The following is a 21,191-nucleotide window of genomic DNA, read 5'->3' on the forward strand; positions in this document are numbered from 1 at the left end:
ACGCACAGCCATTACCCGGAAGGACTGGCGTGGCTACGACGGCGTTGCTGCGTCGCCTCGGGATACTCACATACTCTCTGTATGCTCCGTTCCCTCGGTGCCTTGCGCCTTGTCTCGCCGATGTGTAGCCATTAATGGCCGTGTCGCCGGCGTACAGTCATGACCCGGTCGTTACTGCGCCTCGAACGTCTGGGTTAGCCGTTCCAGCTCCTCTTGCGCTTCCAGCCAGGCCATTTCCGTCTCTTCAAGGGCGGATTTGGCCTGGCTTTGGGTCTGCAGGCACTCATTGAGTTCGGCTTTACGTTCCGGATTGTACAACGCCTGATCAGACAGTTTTTCTTCGGCCGCCGCCAGCGTGCTGCCCAGTTTTTCCATCTGCTTTTCAAGGGTTGTAATCTGTTTACGCAGCGGCTGTGTCTGGCTGCGGAATTCAGCCTCGCGTCGCTTCTGATCCTTACGTGCCTGGGCGCTGTTGGCGCTATCCGGCTTCGCTGCCGTTTCCTGACGACTCTCCTGCTTCTGCCGATCGCTCAGCCACTGCTGATAGTCGTCCAGATCGCCGTCGAACGGCTCTACCAGCCCGTCGTGCACCAGGTAGAGATCGTCGGTGGTGGAGCGTAGCAGGTGCCTGTCGTGCGAAACCACCACCAGCGCGCCGTCAAAGCCGATCAGGGCTTCGGTGAGCGCCTGACGCATATCGAGATCCAGGTGGTTGGTCGGTTCGTCGAGCAGCAGCAGGTTGGGGCGCTGCCAGACGATAAGCGCCAGCACCAGTCGGGCCTTCTCGCCGCCGGAAAAGTGCTGAGTGGGGGCGCTGACCTTATCGCCGCGGAAATCGAAACCGCCCAGATAGTCGCGCAGCGCTTGTTCTGTCTCTTTTGGTGCCAGACGCGCCATGTGCTGGAGCGGAGACTCATCGGCACGCAGAAACTCCAGCTGATGCTGGGCGAAATAGCCCAGCTTAATGCCTTTGGCTAATGCCACTTCGCCGTTAAGCGGTGCCAGTTCGTCCGCCAGCAGTTTGATAAGCGTCGATTTACCGGCGCCGTTACGTCCCAGCAGACCGATGCGTGAACCCGGGACCAGGTTGAGCTTAATCGACTTCAGCACGACTTTATCGCCATAACCGGCGCTGACGTGTTCCATCTTCAGCAGCGGATTCGGCAGGCTTTCCGGCGCCCGGAAGTTGAAGTGGAACGGGTTATCGACGTGGGCCGGGGCAATGAGCTCCATGCGCTCCAGCATTTTTATACGGCTCTGGGCCTGTTTGGCCTTGGTCGCCTTGGCGCGGAATCTGTCGATATAGCTTTGCAGATGCGCGACCTTCAGTTGCTGGCTTTCGTAAGTTGCCTGCTGCTGGGCCAGGCGCGTAGCGCGCTGGCGTTCGAAGTCGCTGTAATTGCCGGTGTATTCGAACAGTTGCTGCTGCTCGATATGAATAATTTTGTCCACGATAGGATCGAGAAAGTCGCGATCGTGAGAGATCAAAATCAGCGTTCCCTGATAGCTTTTCAGCCATTTTTCCAGCCAGATAACCGCGTCCAGATCCAGGTGGTTGGTGGGTTCGTCAAGCAGCAGCAGATCGGAACGGCAGAGCAGCGCCTGGGCCAGGTTAAGGCGCATACGCCAGCCCCCGGAAAAGTCGCTGACTGGCAACTCCAGTTGAGCGTTGCTAAAGCCCAGGCCGTGCAGCAGGCTGGCGGCGCGGGCACGGATGGTCCATGCGTCTATCGCGTCGAGTTTTCCGTGGAGCGCGGCGATGGCGTGACCGTCGTTTTTCTCGTTGGCGTCGGTAAGCTGCCGTTCGAGCTGGCGATATTCGCGATCGCCGTCGATAACATACTCGATGGCCGGCATGGCGAGCGCCGGAGTTTCCTGATTCACCCAGGCGAGCTGCCAGGTGCCGGGAAAGGTGGCGCTGCCGCCGTCGGCGGTAATCTCATGTTTCAGCAACGCCAGCAGCGTCGACTTGCCGCAGCCGTTCTTACCCACCAGCCCTGCTTTCTGGCCGGGGTTGATGGTGGCGGTCGCGTTATCCAGCAAAAGCTGAGCGCCGCGGCGGATCTGGAGAGATGAGAAAACAATCATAAGGCGCCGTATGTTCAGAGTATGTTAAATTGTAATGACGAAGGCGTAGCATGGTGGTATGCCCGCCCGGGCTGCATGGTAGCCCAAAACAGAATCGAAGACGACGCCCTGGAGGGTAATGATGTCGCAGCCGCCTAAAGTTTTGCTGCTGTATGCCCATCCGGAATCTCAGGACTCGGTGGCCAACCGGGTTTTGCTCCAACCGGCGCAGCAGTTAACCAATGTCACCGTGCACGACCTGTACGCGCACTATCCGGACTTTTTTATTGATATCCGCCATGAACAGGAACTGCTGAAGCAGCATGAGATCGTGGTATTTCAGCATCCCCTCTATACCTATAGCTGTCCGGCGTTGCTGAAGGAGTGGCTGGATCGCGTGCTGAGCCGCGGTTTCGCCAGCGGGGTGGGGGGTGATGTACTGGCCGGAAAATACTGGCGTAACGTGATTACCACCGGAGAGCCGCAGGCGGCATGGCGCCGCGATGGTCTGAATCACTATACCCTGAATGAAGTGCTGCGCCCTTTTGAGTTGACTGCCGCCATGTGCCGGATGCACTGGATGAATCCAATGATCATTTATCAGGCTCGTCGTCAGTCTGCGACGGCTCTGGCTCACTACGCCAGCGCTTACGGAGAATGGCTGGCCGAACCGCTGCCGCCGGGAGGACGTTGATGGAAGGAAGCGATTTGCTGCTGGCGGGGTTGCTGTTCCTGTTTGCCGCCGTGGTGGCGGTGCCGGTAGCCTCCCGGCTGGGTATTGGCGCTGTGTTGGGTTATCTGCTGGCGGGAATAGCCATCGGCCCCTGGGGGCTGGCTTTTATCAGCGATGTCGATGAGATTCTGCATTTTTCCGAGCTGGGCGTGGTGTTCCTGATGTTTATCATCGGCCTGGAGCTGAATCCTTCCCGGCTCTGGCAATTGCGGCGGCCGATTTTCGGCGTCGGTACCGGCCAGGTGTTGATTAGCGCCGCAGTGCTGGCGGGGTTGCTGATGCTGACCGATTTTAGCTGGCAGGCCGCTGTGGTCGGTGGTATCGGGCTGGCGATGTCGTCAACGGCAATGGCGCTGCAACTGATGCGCGATAAAGGCATGAATCGCAGCGAATCTGGCCAACTGGGATTTTCGGTGCTGCTGTTTCAGGATCTGGCGGTGATTCCGGCGCTGGCGTTGGTGCCGCTGCTGGCCGGAAACGGCGACGAACATCCGGACTGGATTCGAATCGGACTTAAGGTACTGGCCTTCGCCGGTATGCTGCTGTTTGGTCGTTATCTGCTACGCCCGGTGTTTCGTTTTATCGCCGGATCCGGTGTGCGCGAGGTGTTTACCGCGGCGGCGCTGCTGCTGGTGCTGGGATCGGCGCTGTTTATGGATGCACTGGGCTTTTCGATGGCGCTGGGCACTTTTATTGCCGGGGTGCTGCTGGCGGAAAGTGAATACCGCCACGAGCTGGAAATTGCGATAGAACCTTTTAAGGGGCTGCTGCTGGGGCTGTTCTTTATTTCGGTGGGAATGGCGCTTAACCTGGGGGTGCTCTACACCCATCTGTTGTGGGTGGCAGTCAGCGTACTGGTGCTGGTAGCGGTTAAAATTCTGGTGCTCTGGGGGCTGGCCCGTCTGCATGGTCTGCGTGCCGATGAACGGCTCCAGTTCGCAGGGGTACTAAGCCAGGGTGGGGAGTTCGCCTTCGTGCTGTTTTCCACAGCCTCTTCCCAGAAACTGTTCCACAACGATCAGATGGCGCTGTTGCTGGTGACGGTGACGTTGTCGATGATGACTACGCCGCTGCTGATGAAGTTTATCGACAAACTTCTGGCCCGGCGAATCAACAGCGTGGAAGAGAGTGATGAAAAGCCCTGGGTGGAAGACGATCGGCCAGAGGTGATCGTAGTGGGGTTTGGCCGTTTCGGTCAGGTGATCGGCCGTCTGCTGATGGCCAATAAGAAGCGCATTACGGTGCTGGAGCGCGATATCGCCGCGGTCAATCTGATGCGTAAATACGGCTATAAAGTTTATTATGGCGATGCCGCAGAGCTGGAACTGCTGCGTTCAGCGGGGGCGGAGCGCGCGCGTTCGATAGTCATCACCTGTAATGAGCCGGAAGATACGATGAAGGTCGTCCATCTGTGTCAGCAACATTTTCCCCACCTGGCGATTCTGGCCAGGGCCAGAGGCAGGGTGGAAGCCCACGAATTGCTGCAGGCCGGGGTCGATCAGTTCAGCCGCGAAACCTTTTCCAGCGCCCTGGAGCTGGGGCGTAAGGTATTAATGTCGCTGGGTATGCACCCGCATCAGGCGCTGCGCGCCCAGCATCACTTCCGTCGTCTGGATATGAGCATGTTGCGAGAACTGATGCCGCTTCACAGCGACAATGCGCAGATTTCCCGCGTCCGCGAGGCCCGGCGCGAGCTGGAAGAAATTTTTGAGCGCGAGATGCAGCATGAGCGACGCCAGACTAGCGGCTGGGATGAGTTCGAATAGAGGACTAAGTAATGGCAGTGCGTAAAAGATTTATTGCCGGTGCAGTGTGCCCACACTGTCAGGCGCAGGATTCCATGGCGATGTGGCGCGAAAACGGCGTGGACATCGTCGAGTGTGTGAAGTGTGGCCGCCAGATGCGCGAAGCCGATAAAGAAGCGCGCGGCAGCGTGCGCGAACGTGAGCAAGTTATAGGGATTTTTCATCCAGACTAGCGAGATAGGACAGGTTTTTTTAAGCTAAGGGGTACACCGGCGTCGATTTCCGCTACAATCGGCGCCCGTCACTTTCTCACGCTCAGGAGATATCATGAAAGTAGCAAAAGACCTGGTGGTCAGCCTGGCCTATCAGGTACGTACAGAAGACGGTGTAATGGTTGATGAGTCTCCGGTGAGTGCGCCGCTGGACTATCTGCACGGTCACGGCTCCCTGATTTCGGGCCTGGAAAAAGCGCTGGATGGCCGCAGCGTTGGCGATAAGTTCGACGTAAGCGTTGGCGCTAACGACGCATACGGTCAGTACGATGAAAATCTGGTTCAGCGCGTACCGAAAGACGTCTTCATGGGCGTTGACGAACTGCAGGTAGGTATGCGTTTTCTCGCGGAAACCGATCAGGGTCCGGTGCCGGTAGAAATTACCGAGGTCGGCGATGACTACGTTGTGGTTGACGGTAACCACATGCTGGCGGGTCAGAACCTGAACTTTAACGTTGAAGTGGTTGCTATCCGTGAAGCGACTCAGGAAGAGCTGGCTCACGGCCACGTTCATGGCGAGCACGATCATCATCACGACCACGGCGATGGCTGCTGCGGCGGTCATGGTCACGATCACGAGCATGGCAAAGGCGGCTGTGGTAACGGCGGTTGTGGTTGCCATTAAGCGTGCCACAGGCGCAAAAAAAGCTTCCATCCGGAAGCTTTTTTTATGTCTGAGTTTCAGTAGTGCGGCGGCGGCGTTTCTTCTGACTGATGCGCGACCAGGGAGTCCTGACTGGACTTGATCTTCTCTACCAGTATTTTCAGATGCTCGCGCAGTCTGGCCATTTCCAGTTCATGGGCGGTGACCGTCTGGTTTAGCTCTTCGATGGTCAGTTCCTGGAATGCCAGACGACTTTCCAGTTCAGCCAGGCGCTCTTCGGTCGATTTGTTCTGCATGATTCCTCCTGGTGTTTGCCGCAGCCCCTGTACGGCTTCGGGATTTTACTGGAATTATCCGGATCTGACAGTGACTTATTGGGTCTGAGGAAACTTATTTAAACAAAAATAGTCTTAACTTGACTTGAGATCGGACCGGGTGAGATTGTGTTGCTTTTCTCACTGACGGTATAGTACACAATTCGGTTCATACAAACCCGGGGCGAGAGGCTTCGGGCTGGAGATAATGGATGAAATCACTGTTTAAAGTAACGCTGCTTGCGACCACGATGGCCGTTGCCCTGAATGCGCCGCTGGCGTCTGCTGCCGATGCAGCTAAACCGGCTGCTGCTGCGAGCGACAGCAAAGCGAATTTCAAGAATGACGATCAGAAATCCGCTTATGCCCTGGGGGCATCGCTGGGCAGTTACATGGAGAACTCACTGAAAGAGCAAGAAAAACTGGGGATCAAACTGGACAAAGACCAGTTGATCGCCGGCGTTCAGGATGCCTTTGCTAATAAGAGCAAGCTTTCTGATGAGGAAACTCAGAAGACGCTCCAGGCGTTTGAAACCCGTGTGAAGACCGCCGCTCAGGAACGTATGGAAAAAGAAGCGACGGAAAACGAAACTAAAGGTAAGAAGTTCCGTACCGACTTTGCCGCAGAGAAAGGTGTGAAGAGCACCAAGAGCGGTCTGCTGTACAAAGTAGAGAAAGAGGGTAGCGGCGACGCGCCGAAAGACAGCGATACGGTTGTTGTTAACTACAAAGGCACGCTCATCGATGGTAAAGAGTTCGATAACTCTTACACCCGCGGCGAGCCGCTCTCCTTCCGTCTGGACGGTGTGATTCCTGGCTGGACCGAAGGCCTGAAGCACATCAAGAAAGGTGGCAAGATCAAACTGGTTATCCCACCGGGTCTGGCATACGGTAAAGCGGGCGTTCCGGGGATCCCGGCCAACTCCACCCTGGTGTTTGACGTCGAGCTGCTGGATATTAAACCGGCGCCGAAAGAAGACGCTAAAGCTGATGCCAATAAGGCTAAGCAGGAAGCGGAAAAGAAAAAGTAATCCGTTTCATACAGGCGCCGCCCTTTGGGGCGGCGTTTTTTATTGGAATTAAAACTGGAAAGCGCTGCCTGGGCTGTATTACCTTAGCATCACACGTCATATAACGAGCCTGCGTCTTCGTCATGGCAACAGGCTGCCGTAAAGGAGTGATTTTTTTCATGTCCAGGTCGCTTTTAACTAATGAAACCAGTGAGCTTGATTTACTGGATCAGCGTCCCTTTGTACAAACCGACTTCGATATTCTGAAATCCTATGAAGCGGTAGTGGATGGCCTGGCTATGTTAATTGGCCCCCACTGTGAAATTGTTTTGCACTCATTACAGGATCTGAAATGCTCGGCGATTCGCATCGCTAACGGCGAACATACCGGGCGTAAGATCGGATCACCGATTACCGACCTGGCGCTGCGTATGCTGCACGATATGACTGGTGCCGACAGCAGCGTATCGAAGTGCTATTTCACCCGCGCCAAAAGCGGCGTTTTGATGAAATCGGTGACCATCGCCATTCGCAATCGGGAACAGCGGGTTATTGGGCTACTGTGCATCAACATGAATCTTGATGTGCCGTTCTCCCAGATTATGAGTACCTTTATTCCGCCGGAAAGCCAGGAAGAGGTTCCTTCTTCAGTCAATTTTGCATCGTCTGTGGACGATCTGGTGACCCAGACGCTGGAGTTCACGATAGAAGAGGTCAACGCCGATCGTAATGTTTCCAATAACGCCAAGAATCGTCAGATTGTCCTGAATCTTTATGAGAAAGGGATCTTCGATATTAAAGATGCTATTAATCAGGTTGCGGATCGTCTGAATATTTCCAAGCACACGGTCTATCTCTATATTCGCCAGTTTAAAAGCGGCGATTTCCAGGGGCAGGAGAAGTAATGCGTTTCGCCCTGATGGTGACCGGCCCTGCCTATGGCACCCAGCAGGCCAGCAGCGCGTTGCAGTTCGCCAGAGCGTTAATTGCTGAAGGCCATCAGCTGGAGCGCGTGTTTTTCTATCGCGAAGGCGTTTACAACGCCAATCAACTGACAGCTCCGGCCAGCGATGAGTTTGATGTGGTGCGCGCCTGGCAGGCGCTTCATGAAGCGCATGGCGTCCAGCTTCATATCTGCGTGGCCGCCGCGTTGCGTCGCGGCGTGGTGGATGAGACGCAAGCGCAGCATCTGAGCCCTGGCGTGGCCAATATGCAGCCAGGATTTACGATGAGCGGCCTGGGGCAGCTTGCCGAGGCAGCGCTGAGCTGCGAGCGGATGGTGCAGTTCTGATGAAACGTATTGCCTTTGTTTTTACCCGGGCTCCCCATGGCTCTGCTACTGGTCGTGAAGGGCTGGATGCGCTACTGGCGACTTCGGCGTTAAGCGATGAGATCGGCGTATTCTTTCTGAGCGATGGGGTGCTGCAACTGCTGCCCGACCAGCAGCCCCAGAAAATCCTGGCGCGTGACTATATCGCCACCTTCGGCGTGCTGGAACTCTATGATATTGACCAGTGCTGGATATGCAGCGCTTCAATGCGCGAGCGCGGTCTGGAGCCTGGTCTGCCGCTGGTCATGGATGCCGTGCCTCTGGAGCCGGATGCGTTGCGCGCCCGACTGGACGAGTACGATGTGATCTTAACTTTCTGAGGCTCCTATGCTGTTTACGCTCAGCCACTCTCCGTTCCATTGCGATCTCGCCGCGCTGTTGCGCACGACCCGCTCCGGCGACGAGCTACTGCTGCTGCAGGATGGTGTTATTGCCGCGCTGAAAGGCGGGGCGGCCCTTGGGTTATTGCGCTGCGCCCCCATATCTGTCTACGCCTTGAAGGAAGATGTTGAAGCACGCGGCTTATCTGCGCAAATTTCGACCGAAATTGAGTGCGTAAGCTATACTGACTTCGTCAGACTGGCGGTAAACCAGCATAGTCAGATGGCCTGGTGAGTTGCGTTCCGCTGTATATTTCTTGACACCCTTTCGGCCCGGCCCTAAAATTCTGCGTCCTCATATTGTATGAGGCCGTTTTATTACGTGTTTACGAAGCAAAAGCTAAAACCAGGAGCTATTTAATGGCAACAGTTAACCAGCTGGTACGCAAACCACGCGCACGCAAAGTTGCGAAAAGCAACGTGCCGGCGCTGGAAGCCTGCCCGCAAAAACGTGGTGTATGTACTCGCGTATATACCACCACTCCGAAAAAACCGAACTCTGCACTGCGTAAAGTTTGCCGTGTTCGTCTGACTAACGGTTACGAAGTGACCTCCTACATCGGTGGTGAAGGCCACAACCTGCAGGAGCACTCCGTTGTCCTGATCCGCGGTGGTCGTGTTAAAGACCTCCCGGGTGTTCGTTACCACACCGTTCGTGGCGCGCTGGACTGCTCTGGTGTTAAAGACCGTAAGCAGGCTCGTTCCAAGTACGGCGTGAAGCGTCCTAAGGCTTAATGGATCTCCGTTAAGTAAGGCCAAACGTTTTAACTTAAATGTCAAACTAAACTCGTAGAGTTTTGGACAATCCTGAATTAACAACGGAGTAATTCCATGCCACGTCGTCGCGTCATTGGTCAGCGTAAAATTCTGCCGGATCCGAAGTTCGGATCTGAACTGCTGGCTAAATTTGTGAACATCCTGATGGTAGACGGTAAGAAGTCTACCGCTGAAGCAATCGTATACAGCGCGCTTGAGACCCTGGCTCAGCGCTCTGGTAAAACCGAACTGGAAGCTTTCGAAATCGCCCTCGAAAACGTGCGCCCGACTGTCGAAGTTAAGTCTCGCCGCGTGGGTGGTTCCACCTACCAGGTTCCGGTTGAAGTTCGTCCGGTCCGTCGTAATGCCCTGGCAATGCGTTGGATCGTTGAAGCTGCTCGTAAACGCGGTGATAAATCCATGGCTCTGCGCCTGGCGAACGAACTTTCTGACGCTGCAGAAAACAAAGGTACTGCAGTGAAGAAACGTGAAGACGTTCACCGTATGGCAGAAGCCAACAAGGCGTTCGCACACTACCGCTGGTAATCCCACCGGAGTGTTAGTCACCAGGCGGGCGCTTCAGGAAAGCTGCCCGCACTGGGTAACTCACTTGAACGCCTAAGGCAATAGAGGAATCAAATGGCTCGTACAACACCTATTGAGCGCTACCGTAATATCGGTATCAGCGCACACATCGACGCCGGTAAAACCACGACTACCGAACGTATTCTGTTCTACACCGGTGTGAACCATAAGATCGGTGAAGTTCATGACGGCGCTGCAACTATGGACTGGATGGAGCAGGAGCAGGAGCGTGGTATCACCATCACCTCTGCTGCGACCACTACGTTCTGGCAGGGTATGGCGAAGCAGTATGAACCGCATCGCATCAACATCATCGACACCCCAGGGCACGTTGACTTCACTATCGAAGTAGAACGTTCCATGCGTGTGCTCGACGGTGCGGTCATGGTTTACTGTGCGGTCGGTGGTGTTCAGCCGCAGTCTGAAACCGTATGGCGTCAGGCTAACAAATACCACGTTCCGCGCATCGCGTTCGTTAACAAAATGGACCGTATGGGCGCGAACTTCCTGAAAGTTGTAGGTCAGATCAAAACCCGTCTGGGCGCGAACCCGGTTCCGCTGCAGCTGGCGATTGGTGCTGAAGACGCTTTCACCGGTGTCGTTGACCTGGTGAAAATGAAGGCTATCAACTGGAACGATGCAGATGCGGGCGTAACCTTCAACTATGAAGATATCCCGGCTGACATGCAGGAACTGGCTGAAGAATGGCACCAGAACCTGATCGAGTCTGCTGCAGAAGCTTCCGAAGAGCTGATGGAGAAATACCTCGGCGGTGAAGAACTGACTGAAGAAGAGATCAAAACGGCTCTGCGTCAGCGCGTTCTGAACAACGAAATCATCCTGGTCACCTGTGGTTCTGCGTTTAAGAACAAAGGTGTGCAGGCGATGCTGGATGCAGTTATCGATTATCTGCCGTCACCGACTGACGTTCCGGCAATTAAAGGTATGCTGGACGATGGTAAAGATACCCCGGCTGAACGTCATTCTGACGATAAAGAGCCGTTTGCGGCGCTGGCGTTCAAAATCGCCACCGACCCGTTTGTGGGTAACCTGACCTTCTTCCGCGTGTACTCTGGTGTGGTTAACTCCGGTGACACCGTGCTGAACTCCGTGAAGTCCGCGCGTGAGCGTTTTGGTCGTATCGTTCAGATGCACGCTAACAAGCGTGAAGAGATCAAAGAAGTTCGTGCGGGCGACATCGCTGCAGCGATTGGTCTGAAAGACGTGACTACTGGTGACACTCTGTGTGATCCGAACGCGCCTATCATCCTGGAGCGTATGGAGTTCCCTGAGCCGGTAATCTCCATCGCCGTTGAGCCGAAGACCAAGTCTGACCAGGAGAAAATGGGCCTGGCGCTGGGTCGTCTGGCCAAGGAAGACCCGTCTTTCCGCGTGCGGACGGACGAAGAATCCAACCAGACCATCATCTCCGGTATGGGTGAGCTGCACCTTGACATCATCGTTGACCGCATGAAGCGTGAATTCAACGTTGAAGCGAACGTCGGTAAACCTCAGGTTGCTTACCGTGAAACTATCCGCGATACCGTTAAGGATATCGAAGGTAAACACGCGAAGCAGTCTGGTGGTCGCGGTCAGTATGGTCACGTAGTGATCGATATGTATCCGCTGGAGCCGGGCGGCGCTGGCTACGAATTTGTCAACGAAATCAAAGGCGGTGTTATTCCTGGCGAATATATCCCGGCCGTTGATAAAGGTATTCAGGAGCAGCTCAAATCTGGTCCGCTGGCTGGTTACCCGGTAGTTGATCTCGGCGTGCGTCTGCACTTCGGTTCCTACCACGACGTTGACTCCTCCGAGCTGGCGTTTAAACTGGCCGCTTCTATCGCCTTTAAAGAGGGCTTTAAGAAGGCGAAGCCGGTTCTGCTTGAGCCGATCATGAAGGTTGAAGTTGAGACCCCGGAAGAGAACATGGGTGACGTTATCGGTGACCTGAACCGTCGTCGCGGCATCATCGAAGGTATGGATGATACCCCGACCGGTAAGACCGTTCGTGCGCAGGTTCCGCTGTCCGAAATGTTTGGTTACGCAACCGACCTGCGTTCCCAGACCCAGGGCCGTGCTTCTTACTCCATGGAGTTCCTGAAGTATGCGGAAGCGCCGAGCAACGTTGCTCAGGCCGTTATCGAAGCCCGTGGTAAATAAGCCGCTGGGTTAAAACAATGATCCCGTGCTCTCCTTTCCACAGGGGAGAGCACAGAAAGTAAGGAATATAGTCGTGGCTAAAGAAAAATTTGAACGTACAAAACCCCACGTCAACGTTGGTACTATCGGCCACGTTGACCATGGTAAAACCACTCTGACCGCTGCCATCACCACCGTACTGGCTAAAACCTACGGCGGTGCTGCTCGCGCATTCGACCAGATCGATAACGCGCCGGAAGAGAAGGCTCGTGGTATCACCATCAACACCTCTCACGTTGAATATGACACCCCGACCCGTCACTACGCACACGTTGACTGCCCCGGGCACGCCGACTACGTGAAAAACATGATCACCGGTGCTGCACAGATGGACGGCGCTATCCTGGTTGTTGCTGCGACTGACGGCCCGATGCCGCAGACCCGCGAGCACATCCTGCTGGGCCGCCAGGTAGGCGTACCGTGCATCATCGTGTTCATGAACAAGTGTGACATGGTTGATGACGAAGAGCTGCTGGAACTGGTTGAGATGGAAGTTCGTGAGCTGCTGTCTCAGTACGACTTCCCGGGTGACGACTGCCCGGTTATCCGCGGCTCCGCGCTGAAAGCGCTGGAAGGCGACGCAGAGTGGGAAGCGAAGGTTATTGAACTGGCTGAAGCGCTGGACTCCTACATTCCGGAGCCGGAGCGTGACACCGACAAGCCGTTCCTGCTGCCGATCGAAGACGTATTCTCCATCTCTGGTCGTGGTACCGTTGTTACCGGTCGTGTAGAAACCGGTATCATCAAAGTGGGCGACGAAGTGGAAATCGTGGGTATCAAAGAGACTGCGAAGACCACCTGTACTGGCGTTGAAATGTTCCGCAAACTGCTGGACGAAGGCCGTGCCGGTGAGAACTGCGGTATCCTGCTGCGTGGTACCAAGCGTGACGAAGTTCAGCGTGGTCAGGTACTGGCTAAGCCGGGCTCCATCAACCCGCACACCAGGTTCGAAGCAGAAGTTTACGTTCTGTCCAAAGATGAAGGCGGCCGTCATACTCCGTTCTTCAAAGGCTACCGTCCGCAGTTCTACTTCCGTACCACTGACGTGACGGGCTCCATCACTCTGCCGGAAGGCGTAGAGATGGTAATGCCTGGCGACAACATCAAGATGGATGTTGAGCTGATCCACCCGATCGCAATGGACAAAGGTCTGCGCTTCGCAATCCGTGAAGGCGGCCGTACCGTTGGCGCGGGCGTTGTTGCTGAAGTTAAAGCTTAATTCTCTTTAAGCTGAATAAAAAAGCGCCTTCGGGCGCTTTTTTTCTGTCTGGTGCCAGCGAACTGCAACGCTGATATGATTTTCTCCCCGCGATGCGCTATTGTAATCATAACTATTCTCATTTACACTTTGCGCAGTTTTTGAACGGGAGTTGTTATGTACGTTTGCTTATGTAATGGCGTCAGTGATAAAAAAATCCGCCAAGCCGTGCGCCAGTTCCATCCTCAGTCTTTTCAGCAGTTACGCAAGTTTATTCCTGTTGGTAACCAGTGTGGCAAATGCGTAAGAGCGGCCCGTGAGATCATGCAGGAAGAGATGATCCAGATGCCGGAATTTCAAGAGATCGCCTGAGTTCGCTATTTATCACTGCGTGCTGCCTGAATTGTCGGCAACCTCAAGTTTATCGGGGATAATTTGACTTACCCTGAAGCCCTTCTACGCTTTTTTGTAGTGGATGCGGAGGGTTAAAAATGAAAGGTGACGTTAAGATAATAAATTATCTCAATAAATTATTGGGAAATGAGCTTGTCGCAATCAATCAGTATTTTCTTCATGCCAGAATGTTTAAGGACTGGGGGTTAATGCGTCTGAACGACGTTGAATACCACGAGTCTATCGATGAGATGAAGCACGCCGATAAGTACATTGAGCGTATTCTTTTTCTTGAAGGCATCCCCAATCTCCAGGATCTCGGTAAGTTGCGCATCGGCGAAGATGTGGAAGAGATGTTGCGTTCCGATCTGCAACTGGAAATGGAAGGTGCCAAGGATCTGCGTGAAGCCATCGCCTATGCTGACAGTATTCATGATTATGTCAGCCGGGATATGATGATTAAGATTCTTGAAGAAGAAGAGCATCACATCGACTGGCTGGAAACGGAGCTGGGGCTTATCGATAAGATTGGCCTGCAGAACTACATTCAGTCTCAAATCAAGGAAGAGGAATAACGCCTTTTCGCTCTCAGTGGCCGGTGGGGAGGTGGTCTCCTGCGCCGGTTGTCGTCGGTAGTGACGCTTTTCTAAACAGCACTTGCTTCGGCGCGATATTCACGTATAATGCGCGGGCTTGTCATTATTGACGGCGGGTTCGACGGAACCCTGTGGTAATCTTCTCTTTTTTAGATTACCGACAATGCTCCCAATCGGGGGGCTACGCAAGAACGATTACACTCCCCCATCAATCGTAATGGGTGCGAGGAGTAATTCTTTTCGTCTATAAAATAATTGGAGCTCTGGTCTCATGCAGAACCAAAGAATCCGTATCCGCCTGAAAGCGTTTGATCATCGCCTGATCGATCAATCAACCGCGGAAATCGTCGAGACTGCCAAGCGCACTGGTGCGCAGGTTCGTGGTCCGATCCCGCTGCCGACCCGCAAAGAGCGCTTCACCGTTCTGATTTCTCCGCACGTTAATAAAGACGCGCGCGATCAGTACGAAATCCGCACTCACAAGCGTCTGGTTGACATCGTTGAGCCAACCGAGAAAACCGTTGATGCTCTGATGCGTCTGGATCTGGCTGCCGGTGTAGACGTGCAGATCAGCCTGGGTTAATCAGGGTCATTGAGCGATTGAGAGGTTGAAACAATGATTGGTTTAGTCGGTAAAAAAGTGGGCATGACCCGCATCTTCACTGAAGAAGGCGTTTCTATCCCCGTAACCGTTATCGAAGTAGAAGCAAACCGCGTTACTCAGGTTAAAGATCTGGCTAACGATGGCTACCGCGCAATCCAGGTTACCACCGGTGCTAAAAAAGCTAACCGTGTAACCAAGCCGGAAGCGGGTCACTTCGCTAAAGCTGGCGTTGAAGCTGGCCGTGGTCTGTGGGAATTCCGCCTGGCTGAAGGCGAAGAGTTCACCGTAGGTCAGGATATTAGCGTTGAGCTGTTTGCTGACGTTAAAAAAGTTGACGTAACTGGCACCTCTAAAGGTAAAGGTTTCGCAGGTACCGTTAAGCGCTGGAACTTCCGTACCCAGGACGCGACTCACGGTAACTCCTTGTCTCACCGCGTTCCGGGTTCTATCGGTCAGAACCAGACTCCGGGCAAAGTATTCAAAGGCAAGAAAATGGCAGGTCAGCTGGGTAATGAGCGTGTAACCGTTCAGAGCCTGGACGTAGTACGCGTTGACGCTGAGCGCAACCTGCTGCTGGTTAAGGGTGCTGTTCCGGGTGCAACCGGCTGCGACCTGATCGTTAAACCGGCTGTGAAGGCGTGAGGAGATAGCAATGGAATTAGTACTGAAAGACGCGCAGAGCGCGCTGACTGTTTCCGAAACTACCTTCGGTCGTGATTTCAACGAAGCGCTGGTACACCAGGTTGTAGTTGCATACGCTGCAGGTGCTCGTCAGGGTACCCGTGCTCAGAAAACCCGTGCTGAAGTGACTGGCTCCGGTAAAAAACCGTGGCGCCAGAAAGGTACTGGTCGTGCACGTTCCGGTTCCATCAAGAGCCCGATCTGGCGTTCTGGTGGCGTAACCTTCGCTGCACGTCCGCAGGACCACAGTCAAAAAGTTAACAAAAAGATGTACCGCGGCGCGCTGAAAAGCATCCTGTCCGAACTGGTACGTCAGGATCGTCTGATCGTCGTCGAGAAGTTCGCAGTCGATGCGCCGAAGACCAAACTGCTGGCGCAGAAACTGAAAGACATGGCGCTGGAAGATGTGCTGATCATCACTGGTGAGCTGGACGAGAACCTGTTCCTGGCCGCGCGCAACCTGCACAAGGTTGACGTTCGCGACGCAGCGGGTATCGACCCGGTTAGCCTGATCGCCTTCGACAAAGTCGTCATGACTGCTGACGCTGTTAAGCAAGTTGAGGAGATGCTGGCATGATCCGTGAAGAACGTCTGCTGAAAGTGCTGCGTGCACCGCACGTTTCTGAAAAAGCGTCTACTGCGATGGAAAAAAACAACACCATCGTTCTCAAAGTTGCTAAAGACGCGACCAAAGCAGAAATCAAAGCTGCTGTGCAGAAACTGTTTGAAGTCGAAGTCAATGACGTACGTACTCTGATCGTTAAGGGTAAGGTTAAGCGTCACGGACAGCGTATCGGTCGTCGTAGCGACTGGAAAAAAGCTTACGTCACCCTGAAAGAAGGCCAGAACCTGGACTTCATCGGCGGCGCTGAGTAAGTCGGAGGAGTAAAGAACAATGGCAATTGTTAAGTGTAAACCGACATCTCCGGGTCGTCGCCACGTCGTTAAAGTGGTGAACCCTGAGCTGCACAAGGGCAAACCTTTTGCTCCGTTGCTGGAGAAAAACAGCAAGTCCGGTGGCCGTAACAACAATGGCCGTATCACCACGCGTCACATTGGTGGTGGTCATAAGCAGGCTTACCGTATTGTTGACTTTAAGCGCAACAAAGACGGTATCCCGGCAGTTGTTGAGCGTCTTGAGTACGATCCGAACCGTTCCGCGAATATCGCGCTGGTTCTGTACAAAGACGGCGAGCGCCGTTATATCCTGGCCCCGAAAGGCCTGAAAGCTGGCGACCAGATTCAGTCTGGCGTTGATGCTGCTATCAAAACCGGCAACACTCTGCCGATGCGTAACATCCCGGTGGGTTCTACCGTTCATAACGTAGAAATGAAGCCGGGTAAAGGCGGCCAGCTGGCTCGCTCTGCAGGCGCATATGTGCAGATCGTTGCTCGCGACGGCGCTTACGTTACCCTGCGTCTGCGCTCTGGCGAAATGCGCAAGGTTGAAGCTGAATGCCGCGCTACACTGGGCGAAGTCGGTAACGCAGAACATATGCTGCGCGTACTGGGTAAAGCTGGTGCCAGCCGCTGGCGTGGTGTTCGTCCGACCGTTCGCGGTACTGCGATGAACCCGGTAGATCACCCGCACGGTGGTGGTGAAGGTCGTAACTTTGGTAAGCACCCGGTATCCCCGTGGGGCGTTCAGACCAAAGGTAAGAAGACCCGTAGCAACAAGCGTACTGATAAGTTCATCGTACGTCGCCGTAGCAAAAAATAATTTTAGAGGATAAGCCATGCCACGTTCTCTCAAGAAAGGTCCTTTTATTGACCTGCACTTGCTGAAGAAGGTAGAGAAAGCGGTGGAAAGCGGTGACAAGAAGCCCCTGCGCACCTGGTCCCGTCGTTCAACGATCTTTCCTAACATGATCGGTTTGACCATCGCTGTCCATAATGGTCGTCAGCACGTTCCGGTATTCGTAACCGATGAAATGGTCGGTCACAAGCTGGGTGAATTCGCGCCGACCCGTACTTATCGCGGCCACGCGGCTGATAAGAAAGCCAAGAAACGTTAAGAGAGGAGGAAGAGATGGAAACTATCGCTAAACATCGCCATGCTCGTTCTTCTGCTCAGAAGGTTCGCCTGGTGGCTGACCTGATCCGCGGTAAGAAAGTGTCGCAGGCTCTTGAAGTTCTGACCTACACCAATAAGAAAGCGGCTGTACTGGTCAAGAAAGTTCTGGAATCTGCCATTGCTAACGCTGAACACAACGATGGCGCTGATATCGACGATCTGAAAGTCACGAAAATCTTCGTCGACGAAGGTCCGACCATGAAACGCATTATGCCGCGTGCCAAAGGTCGTGCAGATCGCATCCTGAAGCGCACCAGCCACATTACTGTGGTTGTGTCCGATCGCTGAGACTCTGGAGACTAGCAATGGGTCAGAAAGTACATCCTAATGGTATTCGCCTGGGTATTGTAAAACCCTGGAACTCTACCTGGTTCGCGAACACCAAAGAATTCGCTGACAACCTGGACAGCGATTTTAAAGTGCGCCAGTACCTGACTAAGGAACTGGCTAAAGCGTCCGTATCCCGCATCGTTATCGAGCGTCCGGCTAAGAGCATTCGTGTGACCATTCACACTGCTCGTCCGGGTATCGTTATCGGTAAGAAAGGTGAAGACGTAGAAAAACTGCGCAAGGCCGTAGCCGATCTGGCTGGCGTACCTGCTCAGATCAATATCGCCGAAGTTCGTAAGCCTGAACTGGACGCAAAACTGGTTGCTGACAGCATTACTTCTCAGCTGGAGCGTCGTGTGATGTTCCGTCGTGCGATGAAGCGTGCTGTTCAGAATGCTATGCGTCTGGGCGCTAAAGGTATCAAAGTTGAAGTTAGCGGCCGTCTGGGCGGCGCGGAGATCGCACGTACCGAATGGTATCGTGAAGGTCGTGTTCCGCTGCACACCCTGCGTGCTGATATTGACTACAACACTTCCGAAGCGCACACCACTTACGGTGTAATCGGCGTTAAGGTGTGGATCTTCAAAGGTGAGATCCTTGGTGGTATGGCTGCTGTTGAACAGGCGGAAAAACCGGCTGCTCAACCCAAAAAGCAGCAGCGTAAAGGCCGTAAATAAGGAGCGTCGCTGATGTTACAACCAAAGCGTACAAAATTCCGTAAAGTGCACAAAGGCCGCAACCGTGGTCTGGCTGCCGGTACGGATGTTAGCTTCGGCACTTTCGGTCTCAAAGCTGTTGGCCGTGGTCGTCTGACTGCCCGTCAGATCGAAGCAGCACGTCGTGCAATGACCCGTGCAGTTAAGCGTCAGGGTAAGATCTGGATCCGTGTATTCCCGGACAAACCGATCACCGAAAAGCCGCTGGAAGTGCGTATGGGTAAAGGTAAAGGTAACGTGGAATATTGGGTTGCCTTGATTCAGCCGGGCAAAGTCCTGTACGAGATGGACGGTGTATCGGAAGAGCTGGCCCGTGAAGCATTCAAGCTGGCAGCAGCGAAACTGCCCATCAAAACCACCTTTGTAACTAAGACGGTGATGTAATGAAAGCAAAAGAGCTGCGTGAAAAGAGCGTTGAAGAGCTGAACACCGAGCTGCTTAACCTGCTGCGCGAGCAGTTCAACCTGCGCATGCAGGCGGCAAGTGGCCAGCTGCAACAGACTCACCTGTTGAAGCAAGTGCGTCGTGATGTCGCACGCGTTAAGACTTTACTGACTGAGAAGGCGGGTGCGTAATGACCGATAAAATCCGTACTCTGCAGGGTCGTGTTGTTAGCAACAAAATGCAGAAGTCTGCCGTTGTTGCTATCGAGCGTTTCGTGAAACACCCGATCTACGGTAAATTCATCAAACGTACGACTAAACTGCACGTACACGACGAGAACAACGAATGCGGTATCGGTGACGTGGTAGAAATCCACGAATGCCGTCCGATTTCCAAGACCAAGTCCTGGACTCTCGTTCGCGTTGTAGAGAAAGCGGTTCTGTAATACAGTACCTCTTTCATACAAATAAACGGCCCAGCGATGGGCCGTTTATTTTTTCTACCCATATCAGGCGGGTGGTGTTATAATGCCGCGCCCTTGATTATGGGGCTTTCCAACGACCTGTTTAATTAGGTCCCGAAGTAGTAGTAGTTGACATTAGCGGAGCACTGAAATGATCCAAGAACAGACTATGCTGAACGTCGCCGACAACTCCGGCGCGCGTCGCGTAATGTGTATCAAGGTTCTGGGTGGCTCGCACCGTCGCTACGCAGGCGTCGGCGACATCATCAAAATCACCATCAAGGAAGCAATTCCTCGTGGCAAGGTGAAGAAAGGTGATGTGCTGAAGGCGGTAGTGGTGCGCACCAGGAAGGGTGTTCGTCGCCCTGACGGTTCTGTCGTTCGCTTCGATGGCAATGCTTGTGTTCTTCTGAACAACAACAGCGAGCAGCCGATCGGTACGCGTATTTTTGGGCCGGTTACTCGTGAACTTCGTTCTGAGAAGTTTATGAAAATCATCTCTCTGGCACCAGAAGTACTCTAAGGAGCGAACATGGCAGCGAAAATCCGTCGTGATGACGAAATTATCGTGCTGACCGGTAAAGATAAAGGTAAGCGCGGTAAAGTAAAAAATGTCCTGACTTCTGGTAAGGTCATCGTTGAAGGTATCAACCTGGTTAAGAAACACCAGAAGCCGGTTCCGGCTCTGAACCAGCCGGGTGGCATCGTTGAAAAAGAAGCTGCGATCCAGCTGTCCAACGTTGCGATCTTCAATGCGGCAACCGGTAAAGCGGACCGTGTAGGCTTTAGATTCGAAGACGGCAAAAAAGTCCGTTTCTTTAAATCTAATGGCGAAACTATCAAGTAATTTGGAGTAGTACGATGGCGAAACTGCATGATTACTACAAAGACGAAGTAGTTAAAAAACTCATGACCGAGTTTAACTACAATTCTGTCATGCAAGTCCCTCGGGTCGAGAAGATTACCCTGAACATGGGTGTTGGTGAAGCGATCGCTGACAAGAAACTGCTGGACAACGCAGCAGCGGATCTGGCGGCAATCTCCGGTCAAAAACCGCTGGTCACCAAAGCACGCAAATCTGTTGCAGGCTTCAAAATCCGTCAGGGCTATCCGATCGGCTGTAAAGTAACTCTGCGTGGCGAACGCATGTGGGAGTTCCTTGAGCGCCTGATCACCATTGCTGTACCGCGTATCCGTGACTTCCGTGGCCTGTCCGCAAAGTCTTTCGACGGTCGTGGCAACTACAGCATGGGTGTCCGTGAGCAGATCATCTTCCCGGAAATCGACTATGACAAAGTCGATCGCGTACGTGGTCTGGATATCACCATTACCACCACTGCGAAATCCGATGATGAAGGCCGCGCTCTGCTGGCAGCCTTTGACTTCCCGTTCCGCAAGTAAACCAGGGTTACGTTCATGGCTAAGCAATCAATGAAAGCTCGCGAAGTTAAGCGCGCCGCACTGGCCGATAAGTACTTCGCTAAACGCGCTGAACTGAAAGCAATCATTTCAGACGTGAACGCTTCCGACGAAGATCGTTGGAATGCCGTTCTTAAGCTGCAGACTCTGCCGCGTGATTCCAGCCCGTCCCGTCAGCGTAATCGCTGCCGTCAAACAGGTCGTCCGCACGCATTCCTGCGGAAGTTCGGGTTGAGCCGTATTAAGGTCCGTGAAGCCGCTATGCGCGGTGAAATTCCGGGTCTGAAAAAGGCTAGCTGGTAATTGTCACCAATTGAATCACGGGAGTAAAGACA

General features: G+C 53.8%; 32 protein-coding genes. 30 read left to right on the top strand and 2 right to left on the bottom strand.

All coding sequences use genetic code 11. The features are described 5' to 3' along the window. Window positions 1-171: 171 nt before the first annotated feature. On the bottom strand, window positions 172-2,088 hold the full coding sequence (locus V3W49_RS18690) for an ABC transporter ATP-binding protein (protein WP_500147541.1): 1,917 nt from the start codon (window positions 2,086-2,088) through the stop codon (window positions 172-174). Between the two features lie 118 nt (window positions 2,089-2,206). Here V3W49_RS18690 and kefG point away from each other — a divergent pair, with 118 nt between their 5' ends. From kefG to slyD, 4 genes are all read left to right on the top strand, one after another. Further along, a complete protein-coding gene (kefG, locus tag V3W49_RS18695) occupies window positions 2,207-2,761 on the top strand; it encodes a glutathione-regulated potassium-efflux system ancillary protein KefG (protein ID WP_500147542.1) in 555 nt (184 codons plus the stop codon). After that, window positions 2,761-4,566 carry a glutathione-regulated potassium-efflux system protein KefB gene (kefB, locus tag V3W49_RS18700; protein WP_500147543.1) on the top strand — a complete coding sequence of 602 codons (1,806 nt, stop codon included), beginning with the start codon at window positions 2,761-2,763 and terminating at the stop codon, window positions 4,564-4,566. Before kefG ends, kefB begins: the two co-directional genes overlap by 1 nt. Window positions 4,567-4,577: 11 nt before the next feature. Continuing rightward, the gene (locus V3W49_RS18705; RefSeq protein WP_500147545.1) at window positions 4,578-4,778 is read left to right on the top strand and encodes a YheV family putative zinc ribbon protein; all 201 of its coding nucleotides are present in this window, start codon (window positions 4,578-4,580) and stop codon (window positions 4,776-4,778) included. 94 nt (window positions 4,779-4,872) lie between these two features. Then, complete coding sequence (gene slyD, locus V3W49_RS18710) at window positions 4,873-5,442, top strand: peptidylprolyl isomerase (RefSeq protein ID WP_500147546.1); 570 nt, start codon at window positions 4,873-4,875, stop codon at window positions 5,440-5,442. Window positions 5,443-5,498: 56 nt separating this feature from the next. Here slyD and V3W49_RS18715 read toward each other — a convergent pair whose 3' ends face one another. Beyond that, complete coding sequence (locus tag V3W49_RS18715) at window positions 5,499-5,717, bottom strand: SlyX family protein (protein ID WP_500147547.1); 219 nt, start codon at window positions 5,715-5,717, stop codon at window positions 5,499-5,501. Between the two features lie 230 nt (window positions 5,718-5,947). Between V3W49_RS18715 and fkpA the strand changes: the two genes are divergently transcribed. From fkpA to rpsN, 26 genes are all read left to right on the top strand, one after another. Beyond that, the gene (gene fkpA, locus V3W49_RS18720) at window positions 5,948-6,766 is read left to right on the top strand and encodes an FKBP-type peptidyl-prolyl cis-trans isomerase (protein WP_500147549.1); all 819 of its coding nucleotides are present in this window, start codon (window positions 5,948-5,950) and stop codon (window positions 6,764-6,766) included. 158 nt (window positions 6,767-6,924) lie between these two features. Further along, window positions 6,925-7,650, top strand: coding sequence for a helix-turn-helix transcriptional regulator (locus V3W49_RS18725; RefSeq protein ID WP_500147550.1), 726 nt, complete (start codon window positions 6,925-6,927; stop codon window positions 7,648-7,650). Further along, entirely contained in the window at window positions 7,650-8,036 is a 387-nt protein-coding gene (gene tusD / locus V3W49_RS18730; protein WP_500147552.1) for a sulfurtransferase complex subunit TusD, read from the top strand. The genes V3W49_RS18725 and tusD overlap by 1 nt, the downstream gene beginning before the upstream one ends. Continuing rightward, on the top strand, window positions 8,036-8,395 hold the full coding sequence (gene tusC, locus V3W49_RS18735) for a sulfurtransferase complex subunit TusC (protein ID WP_500147553.1): 360 nt from the start codon (window positions 8,036-8,038) through the stop codon (window positions 8,393-8,395). Before tusD ends, tusC begins: the two co-directional genes overlap by 1 nt. Before the next feature lie 7 nt (window positions 8,396-8,402). Beyond that, on the top strand, window positions 8,403-8,690 hold the full coding sequence (gene tusB / locus V3W49_RS18740; RefSeq protein WP_500147554.1) for a sulfurtransferase complex subunit TusB: 288 nt from the start codon (window positions 8,403-8,405) through the stop codon (window positions 8,688-8,690). A 125-nt stretch (window positions 8,691-8,815) separates the two neighbouring features. Further along, window positions 8,816-9,190 carry a 30S ribosomal protein S12 gene (gene rpsL, locus V3W49_RS18745; RefSeq protein ID WP_138094445.1) on the top strand — a complete coding sequence of 125 codons (375 nt, stop codon included), beginning with the start codon at window positions 8,816-8,818 and terminating at the stop codon, window positions 9,188-9,190. Window positions 9,191-9,286: 96 nt separating this feature from the next. Beyond that, window positions 9,287-9,757, top strand: a complete 471-nt coding sequence (gene rpsG, locus V3W49_RS18750) for a 30S ribosomal protein S7 (protein WP_154774056.1) — start codon at window positions 9,287-9,289, stop codon at window positions 9,755-9,757. 93 nt (window positions 9,758-9,850) lie between these two features. Then, the gene (gene fusA / locus V3W49_RS18755) at window positions 9,851-11,959 is read left to right on the top strand and encodes an elongation factor G (RefSeq protein WP_500147556.1); all 2,109 of its coding nucleotides are present in this window, start codon (window positions 9,851-9,853) and stop codon (window positions 11,957-11,959) included. A gap of 73 nt (window positions 11,960-12,032) precedes the next feature. Then, window positions 12,033-13,217, top strand: a complete 1,185-nt coding sequence (gene tuf, locus V3W49_RS18760) for an elongation factor Tu (RefSeq protein WP_500147557.1) — start codon at window positions 12,033-12,035, stop codon at window positions 13,215-13,217. Between the two features lie 156 nt (window positions 13,218-13,373). After that, a complete protein-coding gene (gene bfd, locus V3W49_RS18765; protein ID WP_500147559.1) occupies window positions 13,374-13,568 on the top strand; it encodes a bacterioferritin-associated ferredoxin in 195 nt (64 codons plus the stop codon). Between the two features lie 119 nt (window positions 13,569-13,687). Then, window positions 13,688-14,164 carry a bacterioferritin gene (gene bfr, locus V3W49_RS18770; RefSeq protein WP_138094435.1) on the top strand — a complete coding sequence of 159 codons (477 nt, stop codon included), beginning with the start codon at window positions 13,688-13,690 and terminating at the stop codon, window positions 14,162-14,164. 292 nt (window positions 14,165-14,456) lie between these two features. Further along, window positions 14,457-14,768 (top strand): 30S ribosomal protein S10, encoded by a 312-nt coding sequence (rpsJ, locus tag V3W49_RS18775; RefSeq protein WP_001181005.1) that lies wholly within the window; start codon window positions 14,457-14,459, stop codon window positions 14,766-14,768. A gap of 33 nt (window positions 14,769-14,801) precedes the next feature. Next, a complete protein-coding gene (gene rplC / locus V3W49_RS18780) occupies window positions 14,802-15,431 on the top strand; it encodes a 50S ribosomal protein L3 (RefSeq protein ID WP_500147569.1) in 630 nt (209 codons plus the stop codon). 10 nt (window positions 15,432-15,441) lie between these two features. Continuing rightward, window positions 15,442-16,047 carry a 50S ribosomal protein L4 gene (rplD, locus tag V3W49_RS18785; RefSeq protein WP_500147570.1) on the top strand — a complete coding sequence of 202 codons (606 nt, stop codon included), beginning with the start codon at window positions 15,442-15,444 and terminating at the stop codon, window positions 16,045-16,047. Beyond that, complete coding sequence (gene rplW / locus V3W49_RS18790; RefSeq protein ID WP_012768102.1) at window positions 16,044-16,346, top strand: 50S ribosomal protein L23; 303 nt, start codon at window positions 16,044-16,046, stop codon at window positions 16,344-16,346. The genes rplD and rplW overlap by 4 nt, the downstream gene beginning before the upstream one ends. Window positions 16,347-16,365: 19 nt before the next feature. Next, window positions 16,366-17,190 carry a 50S ribosomal protein L2 gene (gene rplB, locus V3W49_RS18795; protein ID WP_138094429.1) on the top strand — a complete coding sequence of 275 codons (825 nt, stop codon included), beginning with the start codon at window positions 16,366-16,368 and terminating at the stop codon, window positions 17,188-17,190. A gap of 16 nt (window positions 17,191-17,206) precedes the next feature. Next, a complete protein-coding gene (gene rpsS / locus V3W49_RS18800) occupies window positions 17,207-17,485 on the top strand; it encodes a 30S ribosomal protein S19 (RefSeq protein WP_017374152.1) in 279 nt (92 codons plus the stop codon). Between the two features lie 14 nt (window positions 17,486-17,499). Then, complete coding sequence (gene rplV, locus V3W49_RS18805) at window positions 17,500-17,832, top strand: 50S ribosomal protein L22 (RefSeq protein WP_138094427.1); 333 nt, start codon at window positions 17,500-17,502, stop codon at window positions 17,830-17,832. Window positions 17,833-17,849: 17 nt separating this feature from the next. Next, window positions 17,850-18,551 carry a 30S ribosomal protein S3 gene (gene rpsC, locus V3W49_RS18810; RefSeq protein ID WP_138094425.1) on the top strand — a complete coding sequence of 234 codons (702 nt, stop codon included), beginning with the start codon at window positions 17,850-17,852 and terminating at the stop codon, window positions 18,549-18,551. Between the two features lie 12 nt (window positions 18,552-18,563). After that, on the top strand, window positions 18,564-18,974 hold the full coding sequence (rplP, locus tag V3W49_RS18815) for a 50S ribosomal protein L16 (RefSeq protein ID WP_090967267.1): 411 nt from the start codon (window positions 18,564-18,566) through the stop codon (window positions 18,972-18,974). Further along, window positions 18,974-19,165, top strand: a complete 192-nt coding sequence (gene rpmC, locus V3W49_RS18820; RefSeq protein ID WP_004388609.1) for a 50S ribosomal protein L29 — start codon at window positions 18,974-18,976, stop codon at window positions 19,163-19,165. Before rplP ends, rpmC begins: the two co-directional genes overlap by 1 nt. Continuing rightward, entirely contained in the window at window positions 19,165-19,419 is a 255-nt protein-coding gene (gene rpsQ / locus V3W49_RS18825) for a 30S ribosomal protein S17 (protein ID WP_138094423.1), read from the top strand. Before rpmC ends, rpsQ begins: the two co-directional genes overlap by 1 nt. A 169-nt stretch (window positions 19,420-19,588) precedes the next feature. Then, window positions 19,589-19,960 (top strand): 50S ribosomal protein L14, encoded by a 372-nt coding sequence (gene rplN, locus V3W49_RS18830; RefSeq protein WP_035344535.1) that lies wholly within the window; start codon window positions 19,589-19,591, stop codon window positions 19,958-19,960. Window positions 19,961-19,969: 9 nt separating this feature from the next. Further along, complete coding sequence (rplX, locus tag V3W49_RS18835) at window positions 19,970-20,284, top strand: 50S ribosomal protein L24 (protein ID WP_138094421.1); 315 nt, start codon at window positions 19,970-19,972, stop codon at window positions 20,282-20,284. A 14-nt stretch (window positions 20,285-20,298) separates the two neighbouring features. After that, complete coding sequence (gene rplE, locus V3W49_RS18840) at window positions 20,299-20,838, top strand: 50S ribosomal protein L5 (RefSeq protein ID WP_138094419.1); 540 nt, start codon at window positions 20,299-20,301, stop codon at window positions 20,836-20,838. A 15-nt stretch (window positions 20,839-20,853) separates the two neighbouring features. Next, window positions 20,854-21,159, top strand: coding sequence for a 30S ribosomal protein S14 (gene rpsN / locus V3W49_RS18845; RefSeq protein ID WP_138094417.1), 306 nt, complete (start codon window positions 20,854-20,856; stop codon window positions 21,157-21,159). Window positions 21,160-21,191 lie beyond the last annotated feature (32 nt).

It is taken from the genome of Rosenbergiella sp. YN46 (genome assembly GCF_036620675.1).
In the GTDB taxonomy this organism is placed as follows: domain Bacteria; phylum Pseudomonadota; class Gammaproteobacteria; order Enterobacterales; family Enterobacteriaceae; genus Jejubacter.

What these genes read in the sequence shown, in the direction of transcription:
- bfd (WP_500147559.1), top strand. Translation starts at nt 13,374, where the DNA reads ATGTACGTTTGCTTATGTAATGGCGTCAGTGATAAAAAAATCCGCCAA.
- rpsL (WP_138094445.1), top strand. Translation starts at nt 8,816, where the DNA reads ATGGCAACAGTTAACCAGCTGGTACGCAAACCACGCGCACGCAAAGTT.
- rpmC (WP_004388609.1), top strand. Translation starts at nt 18,974, where the DNA reads ATGAAAGCAAAAGAGCTGCGTGAAAAGAGCGTTGAAGAGCTGAACACC.
- rpsS (WP_017374152.1), top strand. Translation starts at nt 17,207, where the DNA reads ATGCCACGTTCTCTCAAGAAAGGTCCTTTTATTGACCTGCACTTGCTG.
- rpsQ (WP_138094423.1), top strand. Translation starts at nt 19,165, where the DNA reads ATGACCGATAAAATCCGTACTCTGCAGGGTCGTGTTGTTAGCAACAAA.
- rplE (WP_138094419.1), top strand. Translation starts at nt 20,299, where the DNA reads ATGGCGAAACTGCATGATTACTACAAAGACGAAGTAGTTAAAAAACTC.
- rpsG (WP_154774056.1), top strand. Translation starts at nt 9,287, where the DNA reads ATGCCACGTCGTCGCGTCATTGGTCAGCGTAAAATTCTGCCGGATCCG.
- kefB (WP_500147543.1), top strand. Translation starts at nt 2,761, where the DNA reads ATGGAAGGAAGCGATTTGCTGCTGGCGGGGTTGCTGTTCCTGTTTGCC.
- V3W49_RS18690 (WP_500147541.1), bottom strand. Translation starts at nt 2,088, where the DNA reads ATGATTGTTTTCTCATCTCTCCAGATCCGCCGCGGCGCTCAGCTTTTG.
- rplB (WP_138094429.1), top strand. Translation starts at nt 16,366, where the DNA reads ATGGCAATTGTTAAGTGTAAACCGACATCTCCGGGTCGTCGCCACGTC.
- kefG (WP_500147542.1), top strand. Translation starts at nt 2,207, where the DNA reads ATGATGTCGCAGCCGCCTAAAGTTTTGCTGCTGTATGCCCATCCGGAA.
- tusD (WP_500147552.1), top strand. Translation starts at nt 7,650, where the DNA reads ATGCGTTTCGCCCTGATGGTGACCGGCCCTGCCTATGGCACCCAGCAG.
- rplP (WP_090967267.1), top strand. Translation starts at nt 18,564, where the DNA reads ATGTTACAACCAAAGCGTACAAAATTCCGTAAAGTGCACAAAGGCCGC.
- rplV (WP_138094427.1), top strand. Translation starts at nt 17,500, where the DNA reads ATGGAAACTATCGCTAAACATCGCCATGCTCGTTCTTCTGCTCAGAAG.
- bfr (WP_138094435.1), top strand. Translation starts at nt 13,688, where the DNA reads ATGAAAGGTGACGTTAAGATAATAAATTATCTCAATAAATTATTGGGA.
- tusB (WP_500147554.1), top strand. Translation starts at nt 8,403, where the DNA reads ATGCTGTTTACGCTCAGCCACTCTCCGTTCCATTGCGATCTCGCCGCG.
- V3W49_RS18705 (WP_500147545.1), top strand. Translation starts at nt 4,578, where the DNA reads ATGGCAGTGCGTAAAAGATTTATTGCCGGTGCAGTGTGCCCACACTGT.
- slyD (WP_500147546.1), top strand. Translation starts at nt 4,873, where the DNA reads ATGAAAGTAGCAAAAGACCTGGTGGTCAGCCTGGCCTATCAGGTACGT.
- rpsC (WP_138094425.1), top strand. Translation starts at nt 17,850, where the DNA reads ATGGGTCAGAAAGTACATCCTAATGGTATTCGCCTGGGTATTGTAAAA.
- rpsN (WP_138094417.1), top strand. Translation starts at nt 20,854, where the DNA reads ATGGCTAAGCAATCAATGAAAGCTCGCGAAGTTAAGCGCGCCGCACTG.
- rplN (WP_035344535.1), top strand. Translation starts at nt 19,589, where the DNA reads ATGATCCAAGAACAGACTATGCTGAACGTCGCCGACAACTCCGGCGCG.
- fusA (WP_500147556.1), top strand. Translation starts at nt 9,851, where the DNA reads ATGGCTCGTACAACACCTATTGAGCGCTACCGTAATATCGGTATCAGC.
- rplC (WP_500147569.1), top strand. Translation starts at nt 14,802, where the DNA reads ATGATTGGTTTAGTCGGTAAAAAAGTGGGCATGACCCGCATCTTCACT.
- tusC (WP_500147553.1), top strand. Translation starts at nt 8,036, where the DNA reads ATGAAACGTATTGCCTTTGTTTTTACCCGGGCTCCCCATGGCTCTGCT.
- rplD (WP_500147570.1), top strand. Translation starts at nt 15,442, where the DNA reads ATGGAATTAGTACTGAAAGACGCGCAGAGCGCGCTGACTGTTTCCGAA.
- rpsJ (WP_001181005.1), top strand. Translation starts at nt 14,457, where the DNA reads ATGCAGAACCAAAGAATCCGTATCCGCCTGAAAGCGTTTGATCATCGC.
- V3W49_RS18715 (WP_500147547.1), bottom strand. Translation starts at nt 5,717, where the DNA reads ATGCAGAACAAATCGACCGAAGAGCGCCTGGCTGAACTGGAAAGTCGT.
- fkpA (WP_500147549.1), top strand. Translation starts at nt 5,948, where the DNA reads ATGAAATCACTGTTTAAAGTAACGCTGCTTGCGACCACGATGGCCGTT.
- rplW (WP_012768102.1), top strand. Translation starts at nt 16,044, where the DNA reads ATGATCCGTGAAGAACGTCTGCTGAAAGTGCTGCGTGCACCGCACGTT.
- V3W49_RS18725 (WP_500147550.1), top strand. Translation starts at nt 6,925, where the DNA reads ATGTCCAGGTCGCTTTTAACTAATGAAACCAGTGAGCTTGATTTACTG.
- rplX (WP_138094421.1), top strand. Translation starts at nt 19,970, where the DNA reads ATGGCAGCGAAAATCCGTCGTGATGACGAAATTATCGTGCTGACCGGT.